Origin of the sequence: Streptomyces sp. NPDC088400, from assembly GCF_044753355.1 — a bacterium.
Classification (GTDB): Bacteria; Actinomycetota; Actinomycetes; order Streptomycetales; family Streptomycetaceae; genus Streptomyces.
Genome location: NZ_JBIVMZ010000006.1, coordinates 398,856 through 425,486, shown reverse-complemented (window position 1 = coordinate 425,486; position 26,631 = coordinate 398,856). Strand labels below are relative to the sequence as shown.

Annotated in this window: 22 protein-coding genes and 1 pseudogene; 12 read left to right on the top strand and 11 right to left on the bottom strand. The window is 70.5% G+C overall.

The window, feature by feature from the left end; genetic code table 11:
- Positions 1-475: 475 nt before the first annotated feature.
- The gene (locus ACIQD6_RS18370) at positions 476-1,561 is read left to right on the top strand and encodes a S1 family peptidase (protein WP_401883704.1); all 1,086 of its coding nucleotides are present in this window, start codon (positions 476-478) and stop codon (positions 1,559-1,561) included.
- 158 nt (positions 1,562-1,719) lie between these two features.
- Here ACIQD6_RS18370 and ACIQD6_RS18365 read toward each other — a convergent pair whose 3' ends face one another.
- Positions 1,720-2,691, bottom strand: coding sequence for a DNA polymerase thumb domain-containing protein (locus ACIQD6_RS18365; RefSeq protein WP_401883702.1), 972 nt, complete (start codon positions 2,689-2,691; stop codon positions 1,720-1,722).
- A gap of 6 nt (positions 2,692-2,697) precedes the next feature.
- Positions 2,698-6,126 carry a DNA polymerase III subunit alpha gene (locus ACIQD6_RS18360; protein ID WP_401883700.1) on the bottom strand — a complete coding sequence of 1,143 codons (3,429 nt, stop codon included), beginning with the start codon at positions 6,124-6,126 and terminating at the stop codon, positions 2,698-2,700.
- Positions 6,127-6,409: 283 nt separating this feature from the next.
- Here ACIQD6_RS18360 and ACIQD6_RS18355 point away from each other — a divergent pair, with 283 nt between their 5' ends.
- The 4 genes from ACIQD6_RS18355 (at position 6,410) to ACIQD6_RS18340 (ending at position 9,855) form a co-directional block, all read left to right on the top strand.
- On the top strand, positions 6,410-7,399 hold the full coding sequence (locus ACIQD6_RS18355; protein ID WP_401883698.1) for an RNA polymerase sigma factor: 990 nt from the start codon (positions 6,410-6,412) through the stop codon (positions 7,397-7,399).
- A 191-nt stretch (positions 7,400-7,590) separates the two neighbouring features.
- Complete coding sequence (locus ACIQD6_RS18350) at positions 7,591-8,496, top strand: alpha/beta fold hydrolase (protein ID WP_401883696.1); 906 nt, start codon at positions 7,591-7,593, stop codon at positions 8,494-8,496.
- A 151-nt stretch (positions 8,497-8,647) separates the two neighbouring features.
- A complete protein-coding gene (locus ACIQD6_RS18345) occupies positions 8,648-9,337 on the top strand; it encodes an alpha/beta hydrolase (RefSeq protein ID WP_401883694.1) in 690 nt (229 codons plus the stop codon).
- Positions 9,338-9,516: 179 nt separating this feature from the next.
- Positions 9,517-9,855: a hypothetical protein gene (locus ACIQD6_RS18340; protein ID WP_401883692.1), complete on the top strand. Its 339-nt coding sequence runs from the start codon at positions 9,517-9,519 to the stop codon at positions 9,853-9,855.
- Positions 9,856-10,225: 370 nt separating this feature from the next.
- Here the strand turns inward: ACIQD6_RS18340 and ACIQD6_RS18335 are convergent, their stop codons facing one another.
- Together ACIQD6_RS18335 and ACIQD6_RS18330 are read right to left on the bottom strand one after the other, a co-directional pair.
- Positions 10,226-10,789, bottom strand: coding sequence for a hypothetical protein (locus tag ACIQD6_RS18335; protein WP_401883690.1), 564 nt, complete (start codon positions 10,787-10,789; stop codon positions 10,226-10,228).
- Positions 10,786-11,490, bottom strand: a complete 705-nt coding sequence (locus ACIQD6_RS18330) for an alpha/beta hydrolase (RefSeq protein ID WP_401883688.1) — start codon at positions 11,488-11,490, stop codon at positions 10,786-10,788. Before ACIQD6_RS18330 ends, ACIQD6_RS18335 begins: the two co-directional genes overlap by 4 nt.
- Before the next feature lie 302 nt (positions 11,491-11,792).
- Here ACIQD6_RS18330 and ACIQD6_RS18325 point away from each other — a divergent pair, with 302 nt between their 5' ends.
- Positions 11,793-12,680 (top strand): esterase/lipase family protein, encoded by an 888-nt coding sequence (locus tag ACIQD6_RS18325; protein ID WP_401883686.1) that lies wholly within the window; start codon positions 11,793-11,795, stop codon positions 12,678-12,680.
- 105 nt (positions 12,681-12,785) lie between these two features.
- Here ACIQD6_RS18325 and ACIQD6_RS18320 read toward each other — a convergent pair whose 3' ends face one another.
- Positions 12,786-13,892, bottom strand: coding sequence for a lytic polysaccharide monooxygenase (locus tag ACIQD6_RS18320; RefSeq protein ID WP_401883684.1), 1,107 nt, complete (start codon positions 13,890-13,892; stop codon positions 12,786-12,788).
- Between the two features lie 521 nt (positions 13,893-14,413).
- Here ACIQD6_RS18320 and ACIQD6_RS18315 point away from each other — a divergent pair.
- Entirely contained in the window at positions 14,414-15,340 is a 927-nt protein-coding gene (locus tag ACIQD6_RS18315; protein WP_401883683.1) for a putative protein N(5)-glutamine methyltransferase, read from the top strand.
- 28 nt (positions 15,341-15,368) lie between these two features.
- Here ACIQD6_RS18315 and ACIQD6_RS18310 read toward each other — a convergent pair whose 3' ends face one another.
- Positions 15,369-16,055 (bottom strand): response regulator, encoded by a 687-nt coding sequence (locus ACIQD6_RS18310; protein WP_401883681.1) that lies wholly within the window; start codon positions 16,053-16,055, stop codon positions 15,369-15,371.
- Positions 16,056-16,331: 276 nt separating this feature from the next.
- On the opposite strand from ACIQD6_RS18310, the gene ACIQD6_RS18305 reads away from it, so the two are divergent.
- From ACIQD6_RS18305 to ACIQD6_RS18290, 4 genes and pseudogenes are all read left to right on the top strand, one after another.
- Positions 16,332-17,315, top strand: coding sequence for a Bug family tripartite tricarboxylate transporter substrate binding protein (locus ACIQD6_RS18305; RefSeq protein ID WP_401883679.1), 984 nt, complete (start codon positions 16,332-16,334; stop codon positions 17,313-17,315).
- On the top strand, positions 17,312-17,971 hold the full coding sequence (locus ACIQD6_RS18300; protein WP_401883677.1) for a tripartite tricarboxylate transporter TctB family protein: 660 nt from the start codon (positions 17,312-17,314) through the stop codon (positions 17,969-17,971). The genes ACIQD6_RS18305 and ACIQD6_RS18300 overlap by 4 nt, the downstream gene beginning before the upstream one ends.
- 3 nt (positions 17,972-17,974) lie before the next feature.
- Positions 17,975-19,480, top strand: a complete 1,506-nt coding sequence (locus tag ACIQD6_RS18295) for a tripartite tricarboxylate transporter permease (RefSeq protein ID WP_401883675.1) — start codon at positions 17,975-17,977, stop codon at positions 19,478-19,480.
- Positions 19,481-19,592: 112 nt separating this feature from the next.
- Positions 19,593-20,672: pseudogene (locus tag ACIQD6_RS18290) on the top strand (methyltransferase domain-containing protein); the annotation flags it as partial.
- Positions 20,673-20,757: 85 nt separating this feature from the next.
- On the opposite strand, the gene ACIQD6_RS18285 reads toward ACIQD6_RS18290, so the two are convergent.
- Positions 20,758-21,678 carry a GNAT family N-acetyltransferase gene (locus ACIQD6_RS18285; RefSeq protein WP_401883673.1) on the bottom strand — a complete coding sequence of 307 codons (921 nt, stop codon included), beginning with the start codon at positions 21,676-21,678 and terminating at the stop codon, positions 20,758-20,760.
- Between the two features lie 131 nt (positions 21,679-21,809).
- On the opposite strand from ACIQD6_RS18285, the gene ACIQD6_RS18280 reads away from it, so the two are divergent.
- Entirely contained in the window at positions 21,810-22,184 is a 375-nt protein-coding gene (locus ACIQD6_RS18280) for a GntR family transcriptional regulator (RefSeq protein ID WP_401883671.1), read from the top strand.
- A gap of 113 nt (positions 22,185-22,297) precedes the next feature.
- Here the strand turns inward: ACIQD6_RS18280 and ACIQD6_RS18275 are convergent, their stop codons facing one another.
- From ACIQD6_RS18275 to ACIQD6_RS18260, 4 genes are all read right to left on the bottom strand, one after another.
- Complete coding sequence (locus ACIQD6_RS18275; RefSeq protein ID WP_401883669.1) at positions 22,298-23,407, bottom strand: DUF5925 domain-containing protein; 1,110 nt, start codon at positions 23,405-23,407, stop codon at positions 22,298-22,300.
- 146 nt (positions 23,408-23,553) lie between these two features.
- Positions 23,554-24,330 (bottom strand): polysaccharide deacetylase family protein, encoded by a 777-nt coding sequence (locus ACIQD6_RS18270; RefSeq protein ID WP_401883667.1) that lies wholly within the window; start codon positions 24,328-24,330, stop codon positions 23,554-23,556.
- A 155-nt stretch (positions 24,331-24,485) separates the two neighbouring features.
- On the bottom strand, positions 24,486-25,634 hold the full coding sequence (locus ACIQD6_RS18265) for a glycosyltransferase family 2 protein (protein ID WP_401883815.1): 1,149 nt from the start codon (positions 25,632-25,634) through the stop codon (positions 24,486-24,488).
- Between the two features lie 2 nt (positions 25,635-25,636).
- Positions 25,637-26,458, bottom strand: coding sequence for a glycosyltransferase family 2 protein (locus ACIQD6_RS18260; RefSeq protein ID WP_401883665.1), 822 nt, complete (start codon positions 26,456-26,458; stop codon positions 25,637-25,639).
- Between the last annotated feature and the right edge of the window lie 173 nt (positions 26,459-26,631).

The window sequence follows — 26,631 nt, the reverse complement described above, 5'->3', positions numbered from 1 at the left end:
TATGTGCCCTATGCAGGCATCGTGTCCCTGCATTCCCCGTCACGGTGCTGATTACCCGCCAGGGCCCGCGTCAGGCTTGATTCGCCGGTAAAACAGCCCGGTTCATGATGATTGTCCCGGATCGGACCCGATTGCATAAGGTCACTCCGCAATCCACGGATCGTGCCGGCGCACGGGGCGGGCGTGCGCGGTCGAGTTGGACGGCTGGATCGCCGTTTCCGTTCCCGGAAGGGCGATTTCAAGACAGGACTAGTCCTTACCCGTTGCTGCTTTGGCAGTTGCACCGGGTGTTCGCAATAGGAACTATCCCTGGTGACCTTGGACGGCCGAAGGCCCCGGGGTACGCTGGCCGGCCATACGCCTGTCTCGAAGTCGACCTTGTACGTCAGAGGTCGATCTCGGGATAGTGGGCGCCTCATCCTCCGTGTCATGCCACCCCACATGGTCTGACGCGGCCCCCACAGGAGGTTTGACGTTGAAGCACCGGAACATATCCAGGAAGCGTGCGGCGATCGCGGGCGGTGCGGTGATCGCTCTGGTCGGCGCGGGCGCCACCTTCCAGTCTGCGAACGCCAGTGAAGAGAAGCCGCAGTTCGCGGTGAAGTCGCTGACGGCGACGGCGGCCGGAAAGCTCGCATCCACCCTGGGCGGCGACCTGGGCGGCGACGCGGCCGGTTCGTACTACGAGGCCAAGTCGAAGGCCCTCGTGGTGAACGTCGTCAGCCAGCAGGCCGCCGAGACCGTGCGCCAGGCCGGTGGCAAGGCCAGACTGGTTCAGAACTCCCTGACCGAGCTCAAGGGCGCGCGGCAGACCCTCACCACGAAGGCGACCATCCCGGGTACGTCCTGGGCCGTCGACCCGGTGACGAACAAGGTCGTCGTCACGGCCGACCGTACGGTCAAGGGTGACGCGCTGAAGAAGCTCACCGGTGTGGTGGACGGGCTCGGCTCCAAGGCCGAACTCAAGAAGTCGGCGGGGGAGTTCAAGCCCTTCGTCTCCGGCGGTGACGCCATCATGGGCGGCAGCTCGCGCTGCTCGCTCGGCTTCAACGTGGTCAAGGACGGCGAGCCCGCCTTCCTGACCGCCGGACACTGCACCGAGTCCATCGACTCCTGGACGGACTCGGACGGCGCCGACCTCGGCACCACCGAGGTCTCCAACTTCCCGGAGGCCGACTTCGGTCTGGTCAAGTACACCGACACCAGCGCGGAGGCTCCGAGCGAGGTCAACCTCTACGACGGCACCAGCCAGGAGATCACCCAGGCCGGCGAGGCGACCGTCGGGCAGCAGGTGACCCGCAGCGGTTCCACCACGCAGGTGCACGACGGTGAGGTCACCGGGCTCGACGCCACGGTGAACTACGGCAACGGTGATGTCGTCAACGGGCTCATCGAGACCACGGTCTGCGCCGAGCCCGGCGACAGCGGCGGCGCGCTCTTCGAGGACACCACCGCGCTGGGTCTGACCTCGGGCGGCAGCGGCGACTGCACCTCGGGCGGCACGACGTTCTTCCAGCCGGTTCCGGCCGCGCTCGACGCGGTCGGCGCCGAGATCGGCTGACGTATTGATCAGCTGATCGGCCGACGAGCTGATCGACCGAGAAGGGCCCGGTCCACCACTGCTGGTGGGCCGGGCCCTTCTGTCTGGCCTGTCTGGATTGTCCGGGCAGGCGCCTTGGGCTGTCGGTCCTGGTCACCTCTCGGGAGCCGCGGATTCGGTCACGGAATCCCGGCGGTACTGGCGGGTCGTACCGAACCCGGGCCGAAGCGTGCCCGGGCCCGGTCGGCCGCGGCTTCGATGCGACGAGCCTTGTCATCGTCGGGCCCGAAGGCCAGCTGCCGGGATGCCGCACCCGCGTCGCACAGACCTTCCGCGCGCAACGTGACGCAGCGGACACGGGCTCGCTGCAGTCCCAGAGCCATGTGCAAGGCGTGGGCCGCCGCGCGCAGCTGAGGGCTGTGCGCGGTGGGTTCGGGCAGGGTGCGGCTGCGGGTGGTCGTCGAGTGGTCGGCGTACTGGACGGTCAGGACCAGCGAGCGGCAGACCTGCCGCTCGCCGCGGAGCCGGGCACCGAGACGCTCGGCGAGATGGGTCAGCGCGCCGCGCTGCCGGTCGGGATCGAGTTCGTCGCGGCTGAAGCGGTGCTCGGCGTGGAACGTGTGTGGCGGGGCGCCGGGCGTGACACGGGTGGGGTCGATGCCGGCCGCGCGCTGATGGAGCTGTCGTCCTGCCGCCGTTCCCAGGATGCGCTGGAGTGTGAGCAGGGGAGTGGCGGCGATCTGGTCGGCGGCGGACAGTCCGTAGGAGGCCAGGGCACGAGCCGTCGCCGGGCCCACTCCTGGCAGCGCGGCGACGGGCAGGCCGGTGAGGAACGCGGCGATGGTCCCGGGATCGTCGGGGACGGCGCGGACGGTGCCGGGGGCTCCGCGATGGGCGACCAGTTGGGCGAGCAGTGGGTTGGGGGCGATGCCGATCGTCGGGTCGACGTCGAGGACCGCGGCGGCACGCATACGGATCAGGGCCGCCAGGCCGGCGGCGTCGCGCTCGAAGTACCGCACGCTCCCGGACACGTCGGCGAGTGCCGCGTCCGGCGGCAGCGCCTGGACCATGGGCGTGAACTCGGCCAGTATGCCGATGAGTTGGCGGTACGTCTCTTCGGGCTGCGGGCCGAAGTGGAGATAGAGGATCATCGTCGGTCACCCCGCGCTTCCGGGACTCGCATGGTGGAAGGTCCTTCCGTTGAGAGCGGCCGGAGTTCCGGGTGGCTTCAGGTCGGCCCAGGGATGCAGGGCGTAGCCGGTCGGCTGGGTGATGGTCCGGGGCGTACCGGCCTGGCGTGCGGCGGCCGAGGGGCGGGCGAGCCGGTCCGCGACGGCGGCGGGGCCGCCGGTCCGGTGCAGCTCGATGAGTTCGGCCAGATCCCAGGCGGCGGTGCCGGTGATGCTGAACGCGCGCGGCGGGCGGCGGGTCAGCGTCCCACGGACGAGAAGCAGGCCGCTGTGGAAGACCGTATGAGCGCAGCGTGCGTGGCTGTCTTCGAAGAACGCCAGGTCGGACAGGCCGGTGGGGTCGTCGAGGGTGGCGAAGATGACGCGCTTGCCCGAACGGATGGGTGGGGTCTGGGTGGCGACCTTGACGCCGGCGACCAGTACGGTGGCGCCGTGCCGCAGCCGGGACAGACCGGCGGCGGGCGTCGCGCCGATGTCGGCCAGCAAGGACCGGTGCTCCTCCAGCAGGTGGCACGACACGTCCATGCCGAGTACGTCCAGCTCCGCGGCGAGTTGCTCGGAGCCGCTCATGGCCGGCAAGCCCGTGGGCGCGGTGTCGTCCGGTTCGGTGCCGGCGCCGTTCTCCATGGGGAGCTGCCCCGCGGAGGAGCCCTGGCCACGGCCGGAGCGGTGCAGCTCGGCGATCTTCAGCAACAGCTCCCGCCGGGGCCCGAAGGTGTCCATCGCCCCGACCTGTGCCAGCCGTTCGGCCAGCGGACGGCTGGGCCGGGCGCGCCGCCAGAAGTCCTTCAGTGAGGGGTAGGGCTGCCCGGTGGTGATGCGTTCGGTCTCGGCCTCGGTGATGCCGCGGACCTGCGAAAGGCCGATCCGTACACCCCACTTACCAGACACCAGTTCGATTATGTGTGCGGACTGGGAGAGGTTGATGTCGGGCAGCAGCAGAGGTACGCCATGGCGGCGGGCGTCCGCGGCCAGCACGCGCTTGTGGTACATCCCCGGATCATGTGTGAGCAGTCCGGCGAGCAGGGCCGCCATCCGGTGGGCCTTGAGCCAGCTGGACTGGTAGGCGGGCTGCGCGAAGGCCGCGGCGTGCGCCTTGGCGAAGCCGAAACTGCCGAAGCCCTCCAGGATGTTCCATACGTCCCGCACGGACCGCACCGGGTAGCCGCGGGTCCGGGCCCGGTCGGCGAACCAGGCCCGCACCCGGCCCTGCCGCTCCGGGTCGGACAGGGCGCGGCGCGCCTCGTCCGCCGTGCCCCGGTCGCAGCCGGTCATCGTCGCCATGATCGCGATGACCTGCTCGTGGAAGATCACCTGCCCCTCGGTCTCCTTCAGGATCGGCTTCAGGTCCGGGTGCGGGTAGCGGGACCTGGTCCTGTTGTCGCGGGCCTCGATCAGCGGAGCCACCATGTTGGCGGCCACCGGGCCCGGCCGGAACAGACTGATGTCGAGAGTCAGGTCGAGGAACGAGCGCGGTCGCAGATTCTGGACCAGTTCGCGCTGGCCCGGACTCTCCAGCTGGAACGTGCCCAGGGTGTCCCCGGACGTGATCAGGTCGTACGTGGCGGGGTCGTCCGGCGGCACCTGCGCGGGATCGTCCAGGTCGAGGGGTTCGCCGGTGACCCGTTCGATCTCGGCGGCCGCGTGGGCGAGCGCCGACTGCATGCGTACGCCGATGACGTCGATCTTCGGGTGCCCGGTGTCCTCGATGTCCTCCTTGTCGAACTGGGACATGGCGATGTTCTCGACGGTGGTCGGCGCCACCGGGGTGCGCCGCAGCAGCCCGTCGTTGGAGACCAGCAGCCCGCAGGGGTGCATCGCCGTCTCGTGCGGGAGCCCGTCCAGCGCCTCCACCAGCTCCCAGAGCCGGCCGTGGTCCTCGGCGGCGACCTCGCGCAGCTCCGGCAGCTCGGCCAGCGCCGCCCGTACGTCCCGGGCCCGGATGTGCGGAAACGCCTTGGCCAGCCGAGCGGCCTGACCGGGGTCCATGCCCCGGGCCCGCGCCACGTCCTCGATCGCCCCGCGCGCCCGGTAGGTCTTGTACACCGCGAGCGTCGCCACCCGGTCGGCGCCGAACCGCTCACGTACCGCCTGATAGACCTCCAGGCGCCGCGCCGACTCCACGTCCAGGTCGATGTCGGGCAGTGCGGACCGCCGCGCGGACAGGAACCGCTCCATCAGCAGACCGTGCGCCACCGGGTCGACCGGACTGATGCCCAGGAGGTGCGTGACGAGTGACCCCACGCCCGAGCCGCGGGCCGCGACCCGGATACCGAGGTGCTGTGCCTGCGCCGCCACCTCGGCGACCGTCAGGAAATACCCGGCGAAGCCGTGCCCGGCGATGATCCCCAGTTCGTCCTCCAGGCGGTCCCAGCGCCGGGTGTCCCGGTGGTAGCCGCGGCTCATCATCCCCGCCGCGCACCGGTCCGCCAGCACCCGATCGGTCAACTCGGCACGCGCACCCACCAGTTCGGGCTCGGGAAGGTTCAGCCGTCCGAGGCCGAACGCCTCGCCGGGATCGACCTCGCAGGCCGCCGCCGTCTCCTCGGTCGCGGCCAGCAGCCGCCGCGCGTCCGCGCCCTGTCCGCCCACCGCCTCGGCGATCCGCCCGGCGATCCGCTCCATCTCCCCGCCGTCCTTCAGCCACCGTTGCCCGCTGTCCAGACGGGACGCGTCCCGGGCGTCGACCGGCACCAGCAGACGCGCGGAGTCCAGAATGTCGGCGACCTCACCCTGGTGCGGGTCGGCGTAGCGCACGGCATTGCTCAGTACGGCCTCCACCCGCTGCCCGGCGGCGAACCCCGCCAGCCGCGCGGCGAGCCGCAGCGACCCAGGCCCGGTGCCGGTCCGCCCGTGCCAGGACACCTCAAGGCGCAACGACCGGCCGAACCGCTCGCGCCACGGACCGAGCAGCGCCGCGGCCCGGTCCGGCCGCCCCGACGCCAGTGCCTGCCCCACCTCGGAATCCGCCCCGAGCAGCACGAACAGCTCGCTGTTCTCGCAGGCCAGGTCCGCCCAGGTGAGGCCCTGATCCGACGTCGCCGACACAAGGCGGCACAGCTCGGCCCAGCCGCGCGCGGTCCGGGCCAGGAACACCGCGCGGAACGGCGCGTCCGTCACGAACGCGCCTCCCTTGGCCGGAGTCCGCTGTCGCTCGGGCCTCGCGTGGTCGGCCGCCGGTATACCGGGCACCGCCAGGTCGGCGCCGAACAGCGGCCGGACTCCGGCTCGCGCGCACGCCTTGGCGAAGCGCACCGCCCCCGCGAGCGAGTCCCGGTCGGTCAGCGCCAGGGCATCGAGCCCGCGCTCCGCGGCCCGCTCCGCCAGCTCGTACGGGTGGCTGGCCCCGTAACGCAGCGAATAGCCGCTGGCGGCATGGAGATGTGTAAACGGCATACACACCTCCTGTTTCCCATGAGCCCCCTTTGCGTCATCTGTGTCATCTGCGTCTTCTGTATCTTCTGTGTCGTTTCGATCGCGAGAAGCACTCTAACTCAATCTTCGCACGTTCGTTCGATTGGTGCTGGTGGGGCGGATGGCGCAGACGCCGCGGCGGTCGTCGGTGCTCTCCTCCAGAGGCGCTGCGGCGAAGGCGGGAACCCGTCGTTCGGCCGAGGGAAAGACATGGCGATCACGGAGTACGGTCACGCTCGACGGAAGACGCCGGAAGAGGGACCCCATGAATCAGAACTCGGGCGAGGTCGCGCGTATCTCGAGCGAAGTCGCGCGCATCGAGGACGCGGTGCTCACACGTGCCGCGCAGGCGGGTGACGTCGCTGCCCTGGGCCTGCTGCTGGAGCGGCACCGGGCAGGTATGCGCGCGGTGGCGCTGAGCATTCTGGGGCCGGGGCCCGACATCGACGACGTGCTCCAGGACGCGGCCGTGACCGCGCTCCGGCGCGTGGGCGACGTACGCGACCCGGCGGCCGTCGGCGCATGGCTGCGGATGATCGTGCGCAACGCCGGCCGTTCCCTGTTGCGGGCCTCCGTCCCCGTCCAGCCGATCGACGATCTGCACCTGCCCGCCACGGGCGGCGGTCCGGAACAGTGGCTGGAGCGGCACACGATGCGGGACTGGATCTGGGAGGCCGTGGAAGAACTGTCCCCCGCACTGCGCCTGCCCCTGGTGCTGCGTCACTTCAGCACCGGCGTCACTTCCTACGAGCGGATAGCCGACGCCTGCGGGGTCCCGGTCGGCACGGTCCGCAGCAGGCTCAGCCAGGGACGGGCCAAGCTCGCGACAGCCCTCGCGGCCACGGCGGACGCCCCGCACGGCGACACCGCGCGGCGCGTCCGCGCCAGCCGTACCGAGGCACACGAGACACTGGCCGCCGCCGAGAGCGGACGCTTCGGCGCGCTGATGACGGAGCGCTGGTCGCCCGGGATCACTCTGCTCAGGGGGAACGAACCGGTGGGCGACAGGAACGTCCTCGTGCGCGGCATGGACGGCGACCTGGAGGACGGTGTACGCCAGCGCCTGGCCCATGTCGTGGCCGGCCGGTCCCTCGCCGTCTGGGAGATGGACCTCCTGTCGCCCGCCGACAACCCCGACCACTGCCCGCCCTCGGTGGCCTGGCTGATGACCCTGGACGACGCCGGTCGTCCGCACCGGCTGCGTCTCCTGCACCCCAGGCCGGTCCAGGCCCTCCAGTCACTCACCCCGATGTGACCGGACTCCGATCTGACCGGACTCCGATGCGACGGAACCCTGACCGGACTTCATGCGACGGAACTCCGGTGCGACGGAACTCCGGTGCGACGGAACCCTGATGTGACGGGCGTCACGTAGTCCGGATCGAACTTCGTCCTCTCTCCGGCGTCCTGCTGGTGTCATCGACACCTGCTGGATACGGAGACCCCATGACCACCTCTGCGACCGATCCTCTGGCCGCCGGCACACACACCGTCGAGATCGACGGAGTAGTGCAGCGCTATCACGTCCACGGCACGGGACCGGTGTGCGTCGCGCATTCCGGCGGACCGGGCATCGGCTGGGAGTACCTGCGCATGCCCGCGCTGGAGCGGCACCTGACGATCGTGTACCCGGAGCCGATCGGCAGCGGCGCCTCCGGCCGTCTGTCCTCCCACCCCCACGGCTACACCCGGCCCCGTTACAGCCAGTTCCTCGATGCGCTGATCGAGCACCTCGGCGTCCCGGAGGTGCACCTCCTGGGGCACTCGCACGGCGGCTTCGTCGCCCAGTACCACGCCCTGCACAGCCCCGAGCGCATCGCCGGGGTGATCCTCTACGACAGCGCGCCGCTGACCGGTCCCGAACACATCGCCGAGGCCATGCGCCTGGTGGAGTCGTTCGCGGCGCGGTATGCCGGTCATCCCGAACTCCCCGGGGCCCTGGCGGCTTTCCAGGCCATGTCGGCCGCTTCCGACGACGCGCAGACGACCGCCGCCGCCAAGGGGCTGCTCCCCTTGTACTTCGCCGACTACTGGGGCCGGGAAGGGGAGTTCGCGCCCTTGAGTGCCTCCCTGAGCGCCACATACATCTCCGGGATGGACGAGAACCTCTCTCCGCACATCATCAACGACCGTGAGGACCTCGGCTCGCTCACCGTGCCGACCCTCGTCGTCGTCGGCCGCCACGATGTCGTCTGCGGGGTGCGATGGGCCGAGGAGCTGCACCGGTTGATCCCCGGATCGGAACTGCTGATCCTGGAGAACAGCGGGCACTTCGGTCACCTTGAGGAGCCGGAGGCCTTCTCGCGGGCGGTGACGCGTTTCGTGACGGCCGCGGCACGAAGCACGGCATGACCTTCTGCTCTGCCTCGCTCGTCGCCCAACCAGGCCACTTGGCCGAAGCACGAGCCGAAGCAGGAGCCGAAGCAGGAACAGGAACAGGAACAGGCAATCCGGCACGGCTTGCAGCCGACCGGAAGTCTTCCGACCAACAAGGAGCAATCACATGAGTGCCGTCAAGAACATCGTTCTTGTGCATGGCGGATTCGTCGACGGTTCCGGCTGGCAGCCGGTCTACCGCCTCCTCACCCGCGACGGCTTCAACGTCAGTGTCGTACAGAACCCGACCCACTCCCTCGAAGGTGACGCGGCCGTCACCCGGCAGGTTCTCGACGCCCAGGACGGGCCGACCGTGCTCGTCGGCCACTCCTACGGCGGGGCTGTGATCACCGAGGCCGGCCGGCACGAGGGTGTGGCCGCGCTCGTCTACATCGCGGCCTTCGCACCGGACAGGGGCGAATCGGTCGGCACCCTGATCGCCGACCCGGCTCCCGGCGCGCCCGTTCCGCCGATCCTGCCGCCCCAGGACGGCTTCCTCTTCCTGGACCGTGAGAAGTTCCCCGCGTCGTTCGCGGCCGATGTGGCGCCCGAGGACGCCCGGTTCATGGCCGACTCGCAGGTTCCCTGGGGTGTGGACGCGCTGAACGGGACGGTCACGGAGGCCGCCTGGCGTGCCAGGCCGAGCTGGTACCTCGTCGCGACCGACGACCGTATGATCCCGCCGCCGGCGCAGCGCACGATGGCCGAGCGAGCCGGAGCCACCGTGACCGAGGCCGCCGGAAGCCATGCCATCTACATATCCCGGCCGGAGGCCGTGGCGGAGCTGATCAAGCAGGCCGCCACCCTCCAGGCATGACCCGGGTACGGGCCGGTCGGCGCCGACCGGCCCGCCGTACGGCGCGGTGATCGCCGACTCCGCGTCATGATGCGACAGCCCGCCTGGTCCCCAGGCGGGCTGTTTGCTTCGATCCACGAGCGGCCCCGGGATGTCGCAGAGCACAACTGCCCCCACTCCCGGGCGGATTAGGATGAGGCGTGAACTCCTGGAGCCAAGCTCTCACCCTCTCCTCGGCGAGCGCCTGGGACGAGGTCTTCACCGGCCTCCATGGCGCGAGCCGGATCAGTGTGCCGGACCGTGACGCTCCGTGGACCGGACGCCTGGAGTGGCAGCAGTCGAAGAGCTACGGCCTCGCCCGTTGTTCCGGCGGCGAGGAAATGGTGAAGAGGGACACCCGGCATATCCGGTCCGATCCCCGGGGCACGTACGAACTCCTCGTACCGCTCGCCGGCACGGCCTGGGTGGAGCAGCAGGGGCCCCGTCCGCCGAGCTCCGGCCCGGCAGTATGGCGCTGTGCGACATCGACCGTCCGATGACGTTCGCGCACGGCGCCGACTTCCTGTCGATCTCCTTCATCATGTCCGGCCAGGACGTCGCCGTACGCAGCCCGATCGCGGCCGGCGGGTCGCAGCTGCTCAGCGGCGACCGTGGACTGGGCCGAGTCATCCGGCAGTTGACCACCACACTGCACGAGGAGCGCGAGCAACTCTCCGAGACCACCTTCGACATCGCCTGCGACCGGCTGCTGGACCTGGTGTGTCTGGCGGCGGAGGGCTGCGACGACACGGCGCCCACAGGGCAACGAGCGACGGTCGAGGCCGCGATCCGACGCTACGTACGCCGGCATGCCTGCGACAGGGACCTGGACGCCGTCGGTATCGCGCGGGCGCTCGGCTGGTCCGCGCGCTACGTCCAACAGGTGTTGCAGGCGGCCAACACCACCTCACGCGATCTCATCCGCCGCGAACGGCTGAACGTCGCCCGAACCCGCCTGGCCGGCGCGAGTTGGGCCACGTACTCGATCGCGCACTTCAGGAACGCGGCCCTGATGCCGGTGTCCGCGATGCCCTCGGTGAGTTCACGGACGAACAGCTCGGTCATGTCCTCGGCGCCGCCGAGCATCGTGCCCGGCCCGTGGTAGCGGAAGAAGTCGGGTACATCGGCCAGCGTGAAAAGGCCGGTGGCCGCGACGATGTTGAGGTCGACCTGCTGGTTCACCACGGCGACTCGCGCGACATTGCGTCCGAGCCCGATGACGGTGGGGTCGACGATCGTGGTGACGCCGGTCGCGGCAAGGGCCTTCAGCCGGGTGACGGCGTCGCTGATGCGCTGCTGCTCGTCCCAGGTCTCCGGGAGGCTCTGCCGGAGTTCCTCGTTGAGGACGAAGACGTGCTCGTGCATCAGTACGGTGCCGAGGTCACGTGCCGCCACGGCGCCACGGACGGTCTGTACCCGCGGGGTCGAGGTCATGCGGATCCTTCGATGCCGGAAGCGGCCTGCTTGATCACGTCGGCGACGGCTTCCGGCCGGGATACGTAGATCGCGTGGCTGCCGGGGGTCCCGGTGACCGTGCTGCCCGCCCGCCGTGCCATGGCCCGTTGGGCGGGAGGCGGGATCATCCGGTCGTCGGTCGCCACCAGGTACCAACTCGGCTTCCGTCGCCACGCCGGCTCGGTGACGGTGCCGTCGAGCGCGTCGAGGCCCCAGGGCACCTGGGCGGCGGCCATGAATCCGGCCTCGGCCGACGGCAGATCGGCCGCGAAGGAGGCGTGGAACTTCTCCCGGTCGAGGAACAGCACACCGTTGACCGGCGGGAGTATCGGCGGTACGGGCGCTCCCGGCTCCGGATCGGCGATGAGCATACTGACGGATTCGCCCTTGTCGGGTGCGAACGCCGCGATGTACACCAGCGCCGCGACGCCGTCATGGTTGCCGGCCTCGGTGATGACGGCCCCGCCGTACGAGTGACCCACCAGAACCGTCGGTCCGTCCTGCTCGTCCAGGATCTGCTCGGTCGCCGCGACGTCTCCCTGAAGGGAGTGGGTCGGGTTCTGTACGACGCTGACCCGGAAGCCGTCGTCCGTCAGCAGACGGTGCACCCGCTGCCACCCGGAGCCGTCCACGAATCCTCCGTGGACGAGCACAACGTTCTTCGCCGGTTTCGTACTCATGAATGTTCCTCACTGCGAAGTGGCAACTGCCACCGAACCGGCGCCGCGAAAAGCGCGGGCTCGTTGTGCCGACGACTCTTCCAGCACCACGGCGAAGCGGTCTTTCGCGTCGGCGCGCAGTCCTTTCCCGTGGGCGTGATGCCCGGCCACGGGGTGTGTACGGCGACGATTTTTTACCGACGCGTAACTTCCCTTCTCTGCCTTACTCGTGCGTAAGTTGGCATGAGCACAGCCGTACGTGTGGTCCGGGCCACAGGGCTGACAGTCATCGCAATTCCCTTGAGCCGCAAGGAGATCGCCCGATGCTGCCCTGGAAACGCGCGCTCGGCCCCCTGGCCGCGCTGCTGCTGGCCACGACGGTCACGGTCACCCCAGCCGTAGCCGCGACCACCACTTCTGTCTCTTCCACGTCCTCTTCCTCCGCTTCCGCTTCCGGTGCCTGGAACAACTACTCCTGCAAGCCCTCCGCAGCCCACCCCCGGCCCGTCGTCCTCGTCCACGGCACCTTCGCGAACTCCGTCGACAACTGGCTCGGCCTCGCCCCGTACCTGGTGAACCGCGGATACTGCGTCTTCTCCCTCGACTACGGGCAACTCCCGGACGTGCCGCTGATCCACGGCCTCGGCCCCATCGACGTCTCGGCCGGACAACTCGCCACGTACGTCGACAAGGTGCTCGCGGCCACCGGCGCGGCGAAGGCGGATATCGTCGGCCACTCCCAAGGCGGCATGATGCCGCGCTACTACCTGAAGTTCCTGGGCGGGGCGGCGAAGGTGAATGCCCTGGTCGGCATCGCCCCGGACAACCACGGCACCACTCTGCTCGGGCTGACCCGGCTGCTGCCGTACTTCCCCGGAGCGGCGGACCTGCTGACCGAGAACACCCCGGCACTCGCCGACCAGGTGGCCGGATCCGCCTTCCTCACCAAGCTCAACGCGGGCGGCGACACGGTACCCGGTGTGCGTTACACCGTGATCGCCACGCGCTACGACGAGGTGGTGACCCCGTACCGGTCACAGTTCCTGAGCGGCCCCGATGTGCGCAACGTGCTGCTCCAGGACCTGTGTCCGGTCGATCTCTCCGAGCACGCGGCGATCGGGCTGTTCGACAGGATCGCCTTCCACGAGGTGGCCAACTCGCTCGATCCGGGACGGGCCACGCCGACCACGTGTGCGTCGGTGGTCGGCTGACGCGTCGTCGTCCGACATCACACTGCCGTCCGCACCGGGGAGTTACCGGGGCGGACGGCAGTGTGTTGCCCGAACAGGCAGGGGGGAGGGCAAGGCAGGGTCAGGTCAGCGGCCGTGGCGTCCGGCCGGTACGGCCTTGCGGCGGACGGCCCCGAACGTCACCGCGGCGCCGACGGCGAGGGCCGCCGCGCCACCGATCGCGATGTACGAGGTGGCGCTGGTGCCACCGGTCTCGGCGAGGTTCTCCTGACCGGCGGCGGGCTGACCGGCCTGCTGCTTGACCGGGGTGCCGGCGCTCTTCGCTTCGGGGGCGTTGGCCCCGCTGCCCGACGTCTCCTCCGTCCCGCTCTCCGCCTTCTGCTCCTCGGCGGCCTCCGTCTTCCCGGTGTCCGCCTTCTCGGCGTCGGCCTTCCCGGCATCGGTGTCGGTGTCGGTGTGGCCGTCGGTGTGTGTGCCGGCGCCCGCGTCGATGTCCCCGTGGCCGTTGTGTTCGACGGTGGACTTGTCCGCGCTGTCCTTGACCTCCTGGTCGGTGGGCGCGGAGGCGGCCGGGGCGGCGCCGCCCGCGCTGCCGTTGTCCTGGCCGAAGACCACGTCGGAGCAGGTGTAGAAGGCTTCGGGGCTGTCCGAGCGCTGCCAGATCGAGTAGACGAGATGACGGCCGGACTTGTTCGGGACGACGCCGTCGAAGGCATAGGCCCCGTTCTTCAGCGTGGGGTCGGTGACCTTGAGGAAGGGCTTCTCCTCCAGGTCGGACCACTTCAGCGGCTTGCCCGGGTCGTAACCGTCCTTGGTGATGTACAGCTCGAAGGAGCCCTTGTGCGGCGCGGTGGCCTTGTAGTTGAAGGTGCGGGTGCCCGGCGCCATCGTGGACGACGGCCAGTCGCCGCGCGCCAGATCGAGCCCCTTGTACTTGTCCTTGCCCGCGCTGCACAGCTTTCCGTCCGGGATCAACTGCTTGTGGTTCCCGGCCGCGTTGGCGATATTGACCTCGTTCCAGTCGTAGAACGCCTGCGTCCCACTGGCCGCGACCGCAGCCTTGCACGCCGCCGACCGCGGACTCTCGGGCCCCTCGGCGAAACAGGCGGCGACCCGGCTGACCGGATCCGTCATCGACCCATGAGCGGCGGCGGGCGCGGCGGCCAGCCCGGTCAGCGCGAGCGGGGCGAGGCCGAGGACGACGATCCCGGCGGCCGTACGGCGAGCGGTCATGGAACTGGTTCTCCTTCGGAAGAGGCGAGAGCGGTATGAACGGGACGCGGGCACGGGGCCCTGAGCGGGATGCGCGTCATGCGCGTCATGAGCGTCACGAGCGTCATGAGTGAACCGCCGGAGCGGCGGACAGCCTCCCCGCTGAAAGCCGCCCCGGCGATCAGAAAGCTAGTCGCTCGGAACCACGAAATCGCCTGCTGGGACGGGGTGAAGGCGATCCTTATGGCGCCTTTAAGGAGAGGCTAAGAAGGGACACAGGAAGGGACACAGGAAGGGGCATGGCACGGCGCAGAGGGAGGGGCTGAGGAAGGAGCCGAGGAAGGAGCCGAGGACGGCCGGTCGCGGTGTGTCCGCGTGTCACCGCGCGGCTCCGGTAGGGTGGCCTCCCCAAGCAGGGAACGCGTCGAGGAGGTGGGACCCATTACCGCTGTAGCAGGTCGGGTGCTCTCCTCTCATGACCGTGCGGTCCATCAGGCATAGGTGACCGCGGGAGCAGCCCGGAGGCATTCCGAAAGGCTCCGATGTCGGCTTCACCGTCCTCACCGTCACCGTCTCTTCCCTCTGTTCTCTCTCCCGCCGTCGTCGCCAGGCTTCGGGCCGCTGGCTGCGTCTTCGCCGAGGACGAGGCACGTCTGCTCGTCTCCACGGCACGGTCGCGGGCGGACCTCGCGGCCATGGTCGACCGGCGCGTCGCCGGGCTTCCCCTTGAACACGTCCTCGGCTGGGCGGAGTTCAGCGGCCTGCGGATCGCCGTGGACGCGGGCGTCTTCGTACCCCGCCGCCGTACCGAATTCCTCGTCGACCAGGCCGCGGCCCTCGCGGTGTCCGCCGGTCCACGGGCCGTCGTCGTCGATCTGTGCTGCGGCTCGGGCGCGTTGGGCGCGGCACTGGTCGCGGCCCGGGGCGGGGCCGGACCGCACTCCGCGCCGTACGCGGATCCGCACTCCGCGCCGTACGCCGATCCGTGCACCGCGTCGTACGCCGATCCGTACACCGAGTTGTACGCGACCGACATCGACCCCACAGCGGTGCGGTGCGCCCGCCGTAACGTCGCCGCCGTCGGCGGCCGGGTGTACGAAGGCGACCTGTACGAGCCACTGCCCGCCACATTGCGGGGCCGCGTCGACATCCTGCTCGCCAACGTGCCGTACGTACCCACCGAGGAGATCGGGCTGCTGCCGCCCGAGGCCCGTATCCACGAGGCACGCGTCGCGCTGGACGGGGGAGCGGACGGGCTCGACGTCCTGCGGCGGGTGACCGCGGCGGCGTCGCTGTGGCTGGCGCCGGGCGGCCACCTGCTGTTCGAGACGAGCGAACGCCAGGCCCGCCGGGCCGTCGACACGGTCGCCCGGGACGGCCTGATCCCGCGCGTGGCCGTCTCCGACGAACTGGACGCGACCGTCGTCATCGGAACCAACCTCGACAACGGCTCCGGAGAACAGCCCTGAGGGGCAACGCCCTTACGGGCGCCGGACTTCAGCCGGTCCAGCGGTAGCGGCGTTCCGGGCGGCCCGTACCGCCGTAGCGGAGGGTCACTTGGGCTCGGCCCGTGTCGGCGAAGTACTCCAGGTAACGGCGGGCACTCACCCGGGACAGGGTTCCCGCGTCCGCGCATTCCGTGGCCGACAGGCCGTCCGGGTGCCGGCGCAGGACGCCTTCGACCAGGTCGGCCGTGTGGGGGGCCAGGCCCTTCGGGAGGGTGCGGCTGCCGGGCGGGCGGGTGCCGAAGATACGGTCGACGTCCTCCTGGCGGGCCTCGCCCAGCCCGGCCAGGCGGGTGCGCAGGGACGCGACATGGCGTAGCTGCTCCTGGAGAGCCGCCTGGTTGAAGGGCTTGATCAGGTAGTGCAGCGCGCCCGCGCGCAGCGCCGCGCGGATGATGCCCGCGTCCCTCGCCGCCGTGATGAACAGGGCGTCGACGCTGATCCGGGCCCGGTCCCGCTCCTCCGCCGCCCGTAGCTCGCGCAGTACGGCGATCCCGTCCATGTCGGGCAGATAGATGTCGAGCAGGACAAGGTCAGGACGCAGCCGCTCGGCCGCGCGCAGCGCTTCTCCGCCGCTGTGCGCCACTCCGACGACCGTAAAGCCGTCCATCGCGGACACATAACGGCTGTGGAGCTTCGCGACCATGAAGTCGTCGTCCACCACCAGCACTTTCGTCACATCGACACGCTAGGCCGCGACCGCAACGACCACAACGTCCGTTGGTTCCGGAAGAGAGACAGGTTGTTAACGCGCAGGCAACATGTGGCCCACCTCACATAGCTTTCCGGACACTCGCTTTCCGAATACAGCCTCTCCACGCACACCCCTTCCAAGCGCACCTCTTCCAAGCGCACCCCTTCCAAGCACAGCCTCTTCACCCATACCTCTTCACAGCCCTTCTTCACAGCTCTTCACGTACAGCTCTCCGAGCACTACTTCCGAAAGGCGGCAGACGTGCGATTGCGCACCCCCCTGGCCCTGCTCGGGTCGGCGCTGCTGGTGCTGGTGGGGCCGCCACTGCTCACCGCGGGCGGTGGCACCGACACCGGTACACAGATACCCGGCCTGCGCTTCATGGTCCCCAACACCCCCGGCGGCGGTTACGACATCACCGCACGCACGATGGCCAAGAACGCCGAGGACGCCGAACTCACCCACAACATCGAGGTGTTCAACCTGCCCGGCGCGGGCGGCACCGTCGGTCTCAGCCGGCTCGTCGGCGAGCACGGCAACGGCAAGCTCGCCATGTCGATGGGCCTCGGTGTCGTCGGCGCCGTACACACCAACAAGTCGCCCAAGACACTTGCCGATACGACCCCGATCGCCCGGATCAGCGAAGAGTCGGACATCGTCGTCGTCAGCAAGAACTCCCCGTTCAAGACCATCGACGACCTCGTCAAGGCGTGGAAGGCCAACCCGGCCAAGGTGCCGGTCGGCGGTGGTTCCTCGGCCGGCGGTCCCGACCACCTCGCGCCCATGCTGATGGCGAAGGCCGCGGGCATCGCGCCGAAGACGGTCAACTACATCCCCTTCGACGGCGGCGGCGAACTCCTCGCCTCGATCCTCGGCGACAAGGTCTCCTTCGGCGTCTCCGGCGTCGGTGAGTACCTCGACCAGATCCAGTCGGGCGAACTGCGCGTCCTCGCGGCCACCGGACCCGAGCGGATCCCCGGCGTGGACGCCCCCACCCTGCGGGAGTCGGGACTCGACACCGACTTCACCAACTGGCGCGGCGTCGTCGCGCCGCCCGGCCTCTCCGACGCCCAGCGCGACAAACTCATCGCCTTCTTCGAGAAGTTGCACGATTCGCCCCAGTGGCGGGAGTCCCTCAAGAAGAACAACTGGGACGACGCCTTCCTCACCGGCGAGAAGTTCGGCGACTTCCTCGCCGGAGAAGACCGCCGCGTGGACTCCGTCCTGAAGGAGCTGGGACTGTGACGACACCGCACACCGATCCCTCCGGCGCGACCCCGGACAACGTTCCGCCCTCGGACTCGTCCCAGGCGTCGTCCACGGGCTCACCCCAGGCATCGGCCCAGGCCCCGAACCCGGCATCGGCCCAGGCCCCGAAGCAGGCCCCGGACCCGGCCGCGTCCGGCGCCCGTTCCTGGCTTCGCGAGCACTCCGAACTCGGCGTCGGGCTCCTCCTGCTCGTCCTCGGCGTCCTCGTCCTCACCGACGCCCTCACCATGAACGTCGACATCACCCAGCGCGGCCCCGTCGGCCCCAAGACCGTCCCGGTCGTCGTAGGGATCGGCCTCCTCGTCGTCGCCGTCCTGCTCACGCTCGACGTCCTGCGCGGCGGCCGGGGAGAGGCGGAGGGCGGCGAGGACATCGACCTCAGCGAGCCCAGCGACTGGCGGACCGTACTGCTCCTCGCCGGCGTCTTCCTCGGCAACGCCGTCCTCATCGACCCGCTCGGCTTCCCGATCTCCGGCGCCTTGCTCTTCTGGGGCTCCGCGTACGCGCTCGGCAGCCGCCACTACGACCGGGACCCGCTGATCGCCGCGGTCCTGTCGCTCGTCACCTTCTTCGTCTTCGACAACCTGCTCGGTGTCCCCCTCCCCGGTGGCCCGCTGATGGGGGTGCTGTAACCGATGGACTCCCTCAACTCCCTCATCGACGGCTTCGGTACGGCACTCACGCCGATGAACCTGCTCTGGGCCGCGATCGGTGTGCTGCTCGGCACGGCGATCGGGGTCCTGCCCGGCATCGGCCCCGCCATGGCCGTCGCCCTGCTGCTCCCGGTGACGTACGGACTCGAACCGACCGGTGCCTTCATCATGTTCGCCGGCATCTACTACGGCGCGATGTTCGGCGGCTCCACGACCTCCATCCTGCTCAACACCCCAGGTGAGAGCGCCGCCGTCGTGGCCGCCATCGAAGGCAACCCGATGGCCAAGGCAGGGCGCGGCGCCCAGGCCCTGGCGGCGGCCGCGGGCGGTCACTTCGCCGGTGGCCTGATCGGCACGATCCTGCTCGTCGTCCTCGCTCCGACCGTCGCCTCGCTCGCGGTGGACATCGGGGCCCCCGACTACTTCGCGATCATGGTGCTGGCGTTCATCGCCGTCACCTCCGTCCTCGGCTCGTCCCGGATCCGCGGCCTCGCCTCGCTGCTCATCGGTCTCACCCTCGGGCTGGTCGGTCTCGACCAGATGACCGGCCAGCAGCGGCTGACCTTCGGCACGCTCCAACTCGCCGACGGCATCGACGTGGTGATCGTCGCGGTCGGCCTCTTCGCCATCGGCGAGGCCCTGTGGGTCGCCGCCCATCTGCGCCGTACCTCGGGCGAGGCGATCCCGGTCGGCCGCCCCTGGCTCGGCAAGGACGACGTCCGCCGCACCTGGCGGCCGTGGCTGCGCGGACCGCTCATCGGCTTCCCGTTCGGGGCGATCCCGGCCGGCGGCGCGGAGATCCCCACCTTCCTCTCGTACGTCACGGAGAAGCGGCTCTCCAAGCACAAGGACCAGTTCGGCAAGGGAGCCATCGAGGGCGTGGCCGGCCCGGAGTCCGCGGCCTCGGCCTCGGCGGCCGGCACGCTGGTCTCGATGCTGACGCTCGGGCTGCCCACGACCGCCGTCGCCGCCGTGATGCTGGCCGCCTTCCAGCAGTACGGCATCCAGCCCGGACCGCTGCTCTTCGAACGCGAACCCGACCTGGTCTGGGGCCTGATCGCCTCGCTCTTCGTCGGCATGGTGCTGCTGCTCCTGCTCAACCTGCCGCTCGCGCCGGTCTGGGCCAAGCTGCTGCGCATCCCGCGCCCCTACCTCTACGCGGGAATCCTCTTCTTCGCGGCCGTCGGCGCGTACGCGGTCGGCGGAGAGGCACTGGACCTGGTCATCCTGCTGATCATCGGTCTGATCGGTTTCGGGATGCGGCGGTACGGTCTGCCGGTGCTGCCGGCCGTGATCGGTGTCATCCTGGGCCCGGCCGCCGAGCAGCAGTTGCGGCGCGCCCTCCAGATCAGCGACGGCAGCGTGACCGGTCTGGTCAACACGCCCTTCTCGGTGACGGTGTACGCCGTGATCGTGCTCCTGCTGGTCTGGCCGGGGGTGAAGAAGCTGATCGTGCGGGGGCGCGAGCGCCGTGACGCGACGGCATGACGCGGCATGACACGGTGTGACGCGGTGTGACGTGGAGGCATGACGGACGACGGTCGGACGAGAGCGGGACGAGGGCCGGACGACTGTCAGTGGTGCCTGTCACCATCGGAACATGACCACGACCGACTGGGATTCCTACGCCGACTCCTTCGACCAGGAGCCCGACCACGGCTTGCTGGACCCCGACATCCGGGCCGCCTGGGCGGCCCGGATGTCGCACTGGCTGCCCGGGGAGCCGTCCCTGGTGCTCGACCTCGGCTGCGGTACGGGCAGTCTGGCCCTGCTCGCCGCCGAGCAGGGCCACCGCGTGACGGCGGTCGATCTCTCCCCGCGCATGGCGGCCCTGGCGCGGGCCAAGCTGGCGGGGACCGGCGCCGAGGTCCTGGTCGGTGACGCGGGCAGGCCGCCCGTGGGGGAGCGGACCTTCGATGTCGTCCTGGTCCGGCATGTGCTGTGGACGTTGCCGGACCCCGAAGAGGCGCTCCGCCACTGGTGGTCGCTGCTGAGGCCGGGCGGCCGGCTGGTCCTGATCGAGGGCGTCTGGTCCGGTGCGGGGCTGCCGGCGACGCGGCTCGTCTCCGCCCTGGCGCCGCTCACCGAGCGCGTCCACCACGAGCCGCTCTCCGCCGACCCCGCGCTCTGGGGGCGCGCGGTCGACGACGAGAGGTACGCGCTCATCGCCCGCCCGGCGCCGCCACAGCGGCACAGGGAAGTGGTCGACGTCCACCTGATCCTGCGCCGGGGAGACGACGTGCTGCTCGCCCGCCGGGCGGGGACGGGATACGGGGACGGCCTGCTCAACGGCCCCTCCGGGCACGTGGAGGACGGCGAGGACGTCCGTACGGCCATGATCCGCGAGGCGTTCGAGGAGATCGGCGTCGAACTGACCCCGGACGAGCTGCGCGTCGCACTGGTCATGCAGCACCGCGGCCCCGGCGGCAGGCCCAGGATGGGCTGGTTCTTCGAGGCGGAGTACGACTCGGCGGCCGAGCCGTACAACCGCGAGCCGCACAAGTGCTCCGGGCTCTCCTGGCACCCCCTGTCCGCGCTCCCGGACGACATGGTCGCCTACTGCCGGGCGGGCCTGGACGCGTACCGCGCGGGAGAGCGCTTCGTCCTCCACTGGCACGCGGACGACGACCCGATCGCCCACGCCCCGGCGGGCGTTGACCGGGCGGTGGTCCTGCCCGCCACCACGGGCGAAGCCTCATCCGAAGAGCGGCCCTGATGCTCGGTGTCCTGATGCTCAGCGCTCTGGGGCCTCAGCGCCCGCACCCTCAGTCGAAAGTACGGACATGGCGTACGTGCGACGCGCAGATCTCGTAGCCGAACGACCGGTTGACCGCCAGCATCGGCTCGTTGTCCGCGTCGTTGGCGGTGAACGCGTCCGTGTAACCGGCCGTGCGGGCGCGGCGCAGGGAGTCGGTCTTGGCCAGCTTCGCCAGACCCCGGCCCCGGTGGGCGCGCGGCGTGCCTGTCATGCCGGACCAGTAGCGCGTGCGGCCGTCGGTCTGGACAAGGGTGTACGCGGCGACCTCACCGTCCACCGCGACCACGGTCGAGAGTGCGCGGTCGAGCAAGGGATGGTTCCAGGTGTGGTTCAGCCAGTCCTCGTAGTCGTCGAAGGCCAGGCCGATGTCGTCCGGTACGTCGGCTGTGGCCTCCGCGTCGGCCTCGAACAGCGGCCGGGGGTCGTCGGCGTAGTCCGCAGCCGTTCGCAGTTCGGCGCCCGCCGGGAGCGGCGGCAGGCCGGGCAGTGTGCCGTGGGCCAGATCGAGGCGCTGGAAGTGCGCGGGGCGGGTGGGCCGGTAGCCGTGGAGCGCGGCGAAGGCCCGGCTGGAGGGCTCGTCCAGCACCCAGGCGTAGATGCTCCGCACGTCCTCGGCCGCCAGATGCTCCTCGGCCGTACGGAGCATCAGCGACCCGGCTCCCCGGCCCCAGTGGTCCGGATGGACCTCCGGGAAGACGGACGACTGCCCCGGCTCGCTGCTGTCGTGCACGATGCCGGCCCGAGCCGTACCGATGATCTCCCCGTCCTCCTCGGCGATCAACAGCCGGTACTTCTTGGCCGGATGGGCGGTCGCCACCTCGAACAGGACGGCTTCCTCGGTCGTCACCAGGTACGGAGTGCAGACACGCCGGAGGCGGACCAGCGCTCCGGCGTCCTCGGTGCGGAAATCGCGGACGATCGTAGTCATGGAGCGGGACCCTACGGCGGTGTTCCACCAAGCCGCCTCTTCTTTATCCCCCTGCGTTGACCCCGTCGTGATCCGGCCAGCCACGTGGTGCGACGCCCGATGGCGGTGGGCCGTGAGGGAGAATCGGCGCCGTGACCTTGAAGATCGTGATCGACCCGGCCGCCGCGACCGCTCCGTACGAGCAACTGCGTACCCAGATCTCCACGCAGGCCCGCAAGGGCGCCCTGCCGGTGGGGTACAAACTCCCGACGGTACGGGGGCTCGCCGAGGAACTGGGGCTCGCCGCCAACACCGTTGCCAAGGCCTACCGCGCGCTGGAGACCGACGGTGTGATCGAAACCCGCGGCAGGAACGGCACGTTCATCGCCGCCGCGGGGGAGGCCGCCGAGCGCGAGGTCGCGGTCGCCGCGCGGACGTACGCGGAGCGAGCCCAGCGCCTGGGACTCGGCCGGGCGGCAGCGCTGGCGGCGGTCGAGGACGCGGTGCGGGCCGTCTACGCGAAGTGACCCGCGTACCGGATCGGGACCGATCGGGTAGGACCGATCGGGTACGGACCGATCCGGTACGGACCATCCGATACGGACCGATCGGGCACGGACCCGTCCGTCGCTCAGAGGTATCAGAGGTAGAGGCCCGCGTCCGCGCCCGGGTGCTGCGCCGGGACCGACGCCGGGCCGCTGCCCCGCCGCAGCGCGTACAGCTCGGCCAGCGTCGCGCCCTCGCGCCCGATCGACGCCTCCCCGTCACCGTCCTCCTTGCTCAGCCAGGACATCGCCTCCGAGCGGGTCAGCGAGCCGACCTCGATCCGGGCCAGACAGCGGCCGGGCCGGACCACGGCCGGGTGCAGCCGCTCCAGGTCCTCGTTGGTCGTCACCCCCACCAGAACGTTCCTGCCCTGTCCCAGCAGGCCGTCGGTCAGGTTCAGCAGCCGCGACAGGGCCTGCCCCGCCGTGTGCTTGGCCTCGCCGCGGATCAGCTCGTCGCAGTCCTCCAGAAGCAGCAGCCGCCACCGCCCCTTGGCCGAGCCGTCGTCCTCACCGATCGCGATGTCCATCAGATAGCCGACGTCGTTGAAGAGCCGCTCCGGGTCCAGTACGCAGTCGACCTGGCACCAGTCGCGCCACGAACGGGCCAGCGTGCGCAGCGCGGAGGTCTTGCCGGTACCCGGCGGACCGTGCAGCAGAAGCAGCCGGCCCGCGATGTCGTCCGGCGTCACCTTCATCAGCCGGTCCATCGCGTCGGCGACCGGCGCGGTGTAGTTGGCCTTGACCTCGTCCCAGGTGCCGGCGGCGATCTGCCGGGTGGTGCGGTGCGGACCGCGCCGCGGTGAGACGTACCAGAAGCCCATGGTCACGTGCTCCGGCTGCGGTTCCGGCTCGTCCTGCGCGCCGTCGGTCGCCTGCTGATGGACCTTCTCGGCGAGTTCGGAGCTGACGGCCGTCACCGTGACATCGGCGCCGCGGTTCCAGCGGGACACCAGGAGCGTCCAGCCGTCGCCCTCGGCGAGGGTCGCGCTGCGGTCGTCGTCCCGGGCGGCGCGGAGCACGGTCGCTCCGGGCGGCATCAGGGTCACGCCCGGTTTGACCCGGTCGATGGTGGAACTGTGGGAGTACGGCTGCTCGCCCGTCGCGAAGCGGCCGAGGAACAGCGCGTCGACCACATCCGACGGCGAGTCGCTGTCGTCGACGGTGAGCCGGATCGGCAGAGCGTCCTGAGGCTTGGCAGACATGCCGCCCATGATCCGGCACCGGGACGGCCGATGCACGGTGTTTTGCCCTGTGGCGGCGGGCCGCGTTCCGCCCCGTGGAGGGGGCCCGCCGCCACGTGGCGGAACGTCCGGTCGCCGGTTCGCCCTTGCCTCGACCGGTCCGGACGTCAGTCCCTCCGGCGATCGAGGACACGTCCCGAGGCCCGGCGGGCGCCGCGTACGAGCGCGTACCCCTTGGTCAGAGCCCGGTCTCCGGCGAAGTATCGGCCGATCGACCGGCCCTCGATCAGCTGTCCGAACTCCTCGATCCCGGTGGAGCGACGCACGGTCACCCGCTCCAGGGCGTACGGGCCCTGGCGGCGGCGGGCCAGCGCGTTGCCCACGGCCAGCGACTGGGCGAACCCGGCCGCGCGGACCGTGTCGCGCACGCGCCGGCTGGAGTAGCCGTACGGATAGGCGAAGGACACGGGCGCCGTGCCCAGCTCGTCGGCGACGATCTCCCGGCAGCGCCGGAGCTCGAAGTCAAGCCGTCTGTCGCCGAGTTGGTCCAGCTGCGGGTGCGTGTGACTGTGGCCGCCGATCTCCGTTCCGGCGGCGGCCAGTTCGCGCACCTGGTCCCAGTCGAGCATGGTGTCCGGGGCGCCCCCGCCGTCGTACGGCCCGCGCAGCCAGCCCGTCGAGACGAACAGGGTGGCGGCGAAGCCGTGCGAGGCGAGAGCGGGAAGGGCGTGCCGGTGCACGCCCTCGTAGCCGTCGTCGAAGGTGATCAGCACGGGGCGTGGCGGCAATGGCGCCCCCGTTCGCCAGACGTCGGCGAGGTGCGCGGTGGTGAGCGGTGTGAACCCGCGCCCGGCGAGCACTTCCATCTGTTCCGTGAAGGCCTCGGGCGAGACGGACAGCGCGCGCGTGGCCGGAGCCGGCCGGTGCCCCACGGCGTGGTACATGAGGATCGGTACGCCGGATGCCGCACCGGCCACCGGGCCGCACGCAGCACTGGACGGTGCACCGGCCGTGGGACGGGACGGCGAACCGGCCGTCGGACAGGACGGTGCACCGGACGGGCCCGGCACACCGCCCGCCGGGCCCGTCCGACTTCTCCTCATACGGCGGCCTCCCGAGGGCTCGTGGGACCGGGACCGGGACTCCGGGGACTCCGAGGGCCCTGCGCTTCCGTCCCTTCCCACTCGATCGGGCCCGACGAGAACGCCACGCTCCCGCCACGGGTGCGCAAGCGGCCCACCAGATAGCCGGCCGCCGCCGTCGTCACTCCCGTCACGATCGCCCCGGCGCGGCCCAGGCCGCCGGGCCGGGCGCCCCGCCGTCCCCGTACCGCGACCGCGTCGCGCACCCCGCGCACGACGCCCGCCGGGAGTACGCGGGTGGCGTAGCGGCGCTCGGATTCGAGTCCCTTGTCCGTGCCCACGCTCCGGGCCACCAGGGCCTTGGACAGCCCCTCGGCGTAGGCGCGTTCACGGAAGTAGCCGAACCCTTCGCGCACCACCGGGACCTTGTGGTGGATGACCGCCCGGTCGTCGATGAGCAGCACCGCGCCCGGTACGGCGCCGGCCAGCCGGATGCACAGCTCCGTCTCCTCGCAGCCCAGCGGGCGTCCGTCGCCCTCGCGGCGCCCGATGCCCGTCGCGAAACCCCCGGCGGCGTCGAACGCCGACCGGCGGAACGAGGCGTTCCCGCCGAGGACGTTGCGGACCCGTACCCTGCCCTCCGGCAGCCCCCGGTACGTACAGCCGACGACCCAGTCGAACTCCTCGGGGAACCAGTCGGGCCTGCTCCCCGACGCCCAGGCCGGTACCGTCCGTCCGCCGACGGCCAGCACCCGCGGGTTCTCGTACGCCTCGTCGAAGAACCGCAGCCAGTCGCGCTCGGCCACGGCGTCGTCGTCGAGGAACGCCACCAGTTCGCCGCGCGCGTGGGCGATGCCGGTGTTGCGGCCCGCGGAGAGGCCGCGGGGGCCCGCGTTGGCGAGCACCCGCACCTCCCCGCGCGCGGCCCGCACCTCCCCGCGCGCCGCGCGCTCCTCTCCACGAGCCGTCCGCACCTCCCCGCGCGCCGCCCGCTCCCCGTACTCCCGGCCGAGCCGCTCCAGGAGTGCGGCGTTGTGGTCGACCACGAGCAGGATCTCCAGCGCCGGCAGCGACTGCCGACGTACGGAGTCGACCGCCGCGAGGATGTCCTCCCAGCGGTCCTCGGTGTAGACGCAGATCACCACGGAGAAGGACCGGTGAGGGATGTTCAAGACACCTCTCCTCGCGGGATCGTGACCCTCAGCGTGACCGGGCGACGGCGTGACGCCCGGGGAACGCCTGTCTCCTTGAGGATCACCTTGAGGACCCGGAGGCCGTCCCGGACCGCTCTCAGATTGCTGACCCCGTGGATGCGGTCGTACTCGTGGCTCGGGATCTCCTGCACCTTCAGACCGGCCTTGACGACCCGGATGTTCATCAGGGTCTCGACCTCGAAACCGGTGCAGTCCAGGGTGATCTCGTCCAGGCAGCGGCGCCAGAAGGCGTTGTACCCGTAGCAGAGATCGGTGTAGCGGGCGCCGAACTTGGCGTTGACGGCGGCGCACAGGACCCGGTTGCCGAGCTTGCGGATCGCAGTCATGTCGTCCGTACCGCCGCCGTTGGCGAACCGCGAGCCCTTGGCGAAGTCGGCGCCGGAGACCAGGGCCGACACGTACGAGACGATCTCGTGGCCGTCCGCCGAGCCGTCCGCGTCGACCATCACGATGATGTCGCCGGTGCATGCCGCGAACCCGCTGATCAGCGCGTCGCCCTTGCCCTTGCCGCGCTGCTCGACGACCTTGACGCCCGGCCACAGATCGCGGGCGACCTGGATGGTGTCGTCGCTGGAATTGCCGTCCACGAGGACGACTTCATGGATCCAGTCGGGCAGTGTCTTGAAGACGTACGGAAGGTTCTCCGCCTCGTTCATCGCGGGGATCACCACGCTCACCGGCGGAGCGATCGCGAGATACGAGGTGATCGGCCGGTACTGGACCGGAGGTATCAACGGATCTTCGCCAGGCGCCGCCGGGCGCAGAAAAGTGCTCACGAGTCTGATTCCCTCTCGTCCGGTGGACCGCCCACCCCCGGGCGGTCCGTGTGTTTTTCCGGTTCGAAAGGGGGGTTCTCACCCCGGTCATGACGGCATGGAACTCCGTGCTGGATGGGTGAGCTGTGGAACTGGCCGCGCGGCACGCGACTCGGCACGTAGTGCACTGTGTG

Coding starts and splice junctions, on each gene's coding strand:
- ACIQD6_RS18275 (WP_401883669.1), bottom strand. CDS start 23,407: ATGTCTGCCAAGCCTCAGGACGCTCTGCCGATCCGGCTCACCGTCGAC.
- ACIQD6_RS18270 (WP_401883667.1), bottom strand. CDS start 24,330: ATGTACCACGCCGTGGGGCACCGGCCGGCTCCGGCCACGCGCGCGCTG.
- ACIQD6_RS18365 (WP_401883702.1), bottom strand. CDS start 2,691: ATGATCCTCTATCTCCACTTCGGCCCGCAGCCCGAAGAGACGTACCGC.
- ACIQD6_RS18325 (WP_401883686.1), top strand. CDS start 11,793: ATGCTGCCCTGGAAACGCGCGCTCGGCCCCCTGGCCGCGCTGCTGCTG.
- ACIQD6_RS18320 (WP_401883684.1), bottom strand. CDS start 13,892: ATGACCGCTCGCCGTACGGCCGCCGGGATCGTCGTCCTCGGCCTCGCC.
- ACIQD6_RS18360 (WP_401883700.1), bottom strand. CDS start 6,126: ATGCCGTTTACACATCTCCATGCCGCCAGCGGCTATTCGCTGCGTTAC.
- ACIQD6_RS18330 (WP_401883688.1), bottom strand. CDS start 11,490: ATGAGTACGAAACCGGCGAAGAACGTTGTGCTCGTCCACGGAGGATTC.
- ACIQD6_RS18295 (WP_401883675.1), top strand. CDS start 17,975: ATGGACTCCCTCAACTCCCTCATCGACGGCTTCGGTACGGCACTCACG.
- ACIQD6_RS18355 (WP_401883698.1), top strand. CDS start 6,410: ATGAATCAGAACTCGGGCGAGGTCGCGCGTATCTCGAGCGAAGTCGCG.
- ACIQD6_RS18335 (WP_401883690.1), bottom strand. CDS start 10,789: ATGACCTCGACCCCGCGGGTACAGACCGTCCGTGGCGCCGTGGCGGCA.
- ACIQD6_RS18350 (WP_401883696.1), top strand. CDS start 7,591: ATGACCACCTCTGCGACCGATCCTCTGGCCGCCGGCACACACACCGTC.
- ACIQD6_RS18315 (WP_401883683.1), top strand. CDS start 14,414: ATGTCGGCTTCACCGTCCTCACCGTCACCGTCTCTTCCCTCTGTTCTC.
- ACIQD6_RS18285 (WP_401883673.1), bottom strand. CDS start 21,678: ATGACTACGATCGTCCGCGATTTCCGCACCGAGGACGCCGGAGCGCTG.
- ACIQD6_RS18345 (WP_401883694.1), top strand. CDS start 8,648: ATGAGTGCCGTCAAGAACATCGTTCTTGTGCATGGCGGATTCGTCGAC.